We start from the raw sequence: 3,588 nt of genomic DNA on the forward strand, positions 1-3,588 counted from the left end.
GATTTGCCCATAAAACAGAAGAATTAGACAATTTACCTATTGAAAAAATTAAAGCTGTTGCTTATGATTTAGTGCTTAATGGTTATGAAATTGCTGGGGGCAGTGCTAGAATATTTGATAAGCAAATGCAAGAAAAAATGTTCAATTTTATTGGCTTAACAAAGGAAGAACAAGAATCAAAATTTGGCTGATTTTTAAAAGCATTTGATTTTGGTGTTCCACCACATTGTGGTATGGCGTTTGGCTTGGATAGATTAATTATGATCCTTACTAATCAAAAATCAATTAGAGATGTTATTCCTTTTCCTAAAAATGCTAAAAACCAAGACATGCTTATGGATGCTCCTAGTGATGTAACAACTAACCAACTTGATGAATTAGATTTAATGCTTAAAAGAAAATAAATTAAAAAAGGCTCTTGTAAAAGAACCTTTTTATTATGCTAATTAATTGTTGGATTTTCAGCGCTTGGGCCAGTTTTGTATTTTTTGTTATTTACAATCTTTAGAATTTCTTGATAAAAATCATAAACATTGCCATAACCAAGTTTTTCATTTCAGCCACCATATTCAGAATTGCCTGGAATTAAAACATAAATTTGTTTTCAAGGGTTAGCGACTTCTTTAAGTGTATATGTAGTTTTCTTATCTTTGGTTACTTTTTCTACGTGTTTAGCATTTGCGCCTTCAGCCATAAAGAATTTACTAATTCCTAAATTTTGATCTCTATACAACTGAACTCTCTCGTCGTTAGTTTTGCCTTTTGAAAGTCTATCGAAAAAGTCATTGAAATTGTCGCCAACTTTCATCATTGTTTTTAATGGAACTTTTGAGTTGAATAATTGTCAACCGTCTGTGTTATTATCCATTCCATCCATTCTATCTGATTTATAAACTTTTTTACCTAATTTGTATGCTACTTTAGAATTAGTTCATGTAATCCATGCTTTGTCTCTAAATTTATTTGTAAATTTCATAGATTCAGCTAATTGTTCAGCATCGCTCTTAGTCATATCCTTAGTTTTTTCATCAGTTATAGCGTCTTCATTTTCTGTTAAGTAAGGCATAGAACCACGCATCCAGAATTGAAAGTCTTGAACAAATTTAACACCAACAGCTTTAAGATTTTTCTTAACAGCATCACGCACAGCTGTTGATTGGTTCATATCTGAGTTATAGAATACTAAACCACCATTATCATGTACATAATTAATAAATTCAACAGCACCTGGGATAGCGAATCTATTACCCTCAAGATCTTTTTCTTCTTTTTTCTCACCAGTGTAGCCACCAGTTAGCATCGCGCTCGCTTCTGTTCAGTCATTTTGCAATACTGTTTCGTCAATATCCATGAAGACAACCGGAATACTTTTGTTGTCAGCTGGCTTAGCAATATCAGTAGTTTTTTCATCAAATTTATTACTAAAATCAAATTGGGAATCATTAGCTAATTTTAATTTATCAAATGCTACTTTTGCACTGTCATAAGCGACTTCCTTACCGATCATAGATTCAACTGATTTAATGTATCAGACAATAGCACCAAACGAACCTACATCTTTGTTAAGTTGACCAATCATATAGTGTATTTGGTCTTCAGTCAATTTAACATCACTTTTTAGATGCTTTGCTATATCTTTAATTGCTGATTTCTTTTCGCTATCACTTAGTTGAGGTCAAATTTCTTTTAATTGAGCTTTAACTGTTTCTATACTAGCTTTTTGATTAGTGCTTTGGTTGCAACTAGCAGCAATCAAAGTTGTTGGCAATATTGTTACTGATGATCCTAGTAAACCAAATAACCCTTTATTTTTCTTCATATTAATACTCCTTTTAGTTAATTAAAGTGAACTTCGCTTTAAAAAAGTAAAGTCATAATTTAATTATACTAAATAGACGAGTTTTATAGTTTGCCCTATGAATTGAAATTCATAAATTTTGAATATAAAAAAACCACATGAAATCAATCATGAGATTTTTGATTCTTATAATGATTATGTGCCTATAAAATATATGAATCATTCTCTAAAAAATTCTAATTTTATGGCGGACTTTTAATCAATACATTTTAAATGCAATGTTAAAAATTTTAAAATTTGATATATTAAAAATATTGAACATTATACTTTTTGAAAATTTTTTAGTAATGATTTTTAATGCTCTTAATTTAGTTAATTTTTTAAAATCTATTATGTTGTTAATATTAAGGTTGATTAAACTTCTATAAAATGTATTTATAATGTGATTTACAGTCTTTTGATTGTTTAATAATAAATAGATTTTATCTATTATTTTGTCTAAATATTTTCATTCTTTATAGGAAAGTTTTTCTTGATTGATTTTTAAAAACCCAGTAATAATATTTGAAAAATCTTCTTTATTTTCTTTGGCTAAAAGAGCAATAAAATTTATTGAAACTTTAACGAACTCTTTTATTTCTTCATTATTTTTTAAAAGAAAATCCTTGTAAAATTCATCAAAATTTTTGAATTTAGAAATACTTTCAGGATCTAATGAATTCTTAAATAAATTAGTAATTGTTTCAAATGAAGCAACTATTTCTTTTGAATAACTCATAGAATTTAGCAATTTTGATAAATTGCTATTTTGCAATACCAATGAGTAGTGGTTTTTAAAGTCATCATTGAGTAAATCAATAATTATGTTGAAATTTTGTTTAGAAGCAGCTGAAATTGTTGATAATCATTTTTTAAATAAAAGAAAAATATTTTCCTGGTTTTTCGCAAAAATTGAATTTAAATAAACGGCTAATTTTTGTTTTTTATTAGAAAAATAAATTTTTTCACATTTAGTTAAGATTTTTAAAAATGTTTTATTAGTGAATAAGAATTTAAAGAAATTGATAATATTATCATCAGTAAAAATTTTATTTTTGATAAAGAGATATAAAGAAGAATCATTAGAAAATAATTTTAAAATAAAAAGGCATTTTTCTAACAATATTGTGGATAAAGAAGCATAATCTTCATGATGAAGAATAGTATTTTTTAATGTACTATAATTTTTTATAAATTCTTCTGTTTCTCTCTTAAACAAAGCAAAATAAGGATTTTGAACATTATTTTTACTGCATAATCAAGCATTTAAAATATTAACTATATTATTAGAATTTTTTGGCATTTCAAAAATTTTGTTTTGGTTTTTCTCTAATTCTGTTATCTTTTTGTTTAATTTTTTTAATGATAATTTTTGCATTTTTTTCAAATATTTCGTCGGATAATCATTGGAAGGCAAGATTTTTTTATCAACTAAAAAAGTAAAAAGAATGCGCGATATTTCCTTATAACCTAACTCTGTAGGATGAACATCTAGTAAATTTTCACACATTATGTCAGCATGTTTTTTTCAATAATCAAATTTAAAAACTTTCAAATAATGACATTTTTCATCAATGCAAGCATTTTTAATTGCGTTATTTAAGCATCAGTTTATCATCCTAAATAAATCTTCATATATTATAGGATTAATTTTTTGGTGCTGTGTTAAATAAAGGGGTGCCTAAAAACAGTCAATAATAAGTAAGCTAAAGCTTACTTATTTCTTTTCTTCTTTACAAAAAACTTATCAA

3 protein-coding genes are annotated in these 3,588 nt (G+C 26.3%); 1 reads left to right on the forward strand and 2 read right to left on the reverse strand.

Annotation, left to right across the window (positions count from 1 at the left end):
• A partial coding sequence (locus tag T386_RS0104085; protein ID WP_029513848.1) for an amino acid--tRNA ligase-related protein occupies nucleotides 1-404 on the forward strand: 404 nt, incomplete at its 5' end.
• Between the two features lie 38 nt (nucleotides 405-442).
• On the opposite strand, the gene T386_RS0104090 is transcribed toward T386_RS0104085, so the two are convergent.
• Nucleotides 443-1,819, reverse strand: coding sequence for an HAD family acid phosphatase (locus tag T386_RS0104090; RefSeq protein ID WP_029513849.1), 1,377 nt, complete (start codon nucleotides 1,817-1,819; stop codon nucleotides 443-445).
• A gap of 205 nt (nucleotides 1,820-2,024) precedes the next feature.
• Nucleotides 2,025-3,455, reverse strand: coding sequence for a hypothetical protein (locus T386_RS0104095; RefSeq protein WP_029513850.1), 1,431 nt, complete (start codon nucleotides 3,453-3,455; stop codon nucleotides 2,025-2,027).
• Between the last annotated feature and the right edge of the window lie 133 nt (nucleotides 3,456-3,588).

The sequence above is a fragment of the Mycoplasmopsis primatum ATCC 25948 genome (genome assembly GCF_000702785.1).
GTDB classification, from domain to species: domain Bacteria; phylum Bacillota_I; class Bacilli_A; order Mycoplasmatales; family Metamycoplasmataceae; genus Mycoplasmopsis; species Mycoplasmopsis primatum.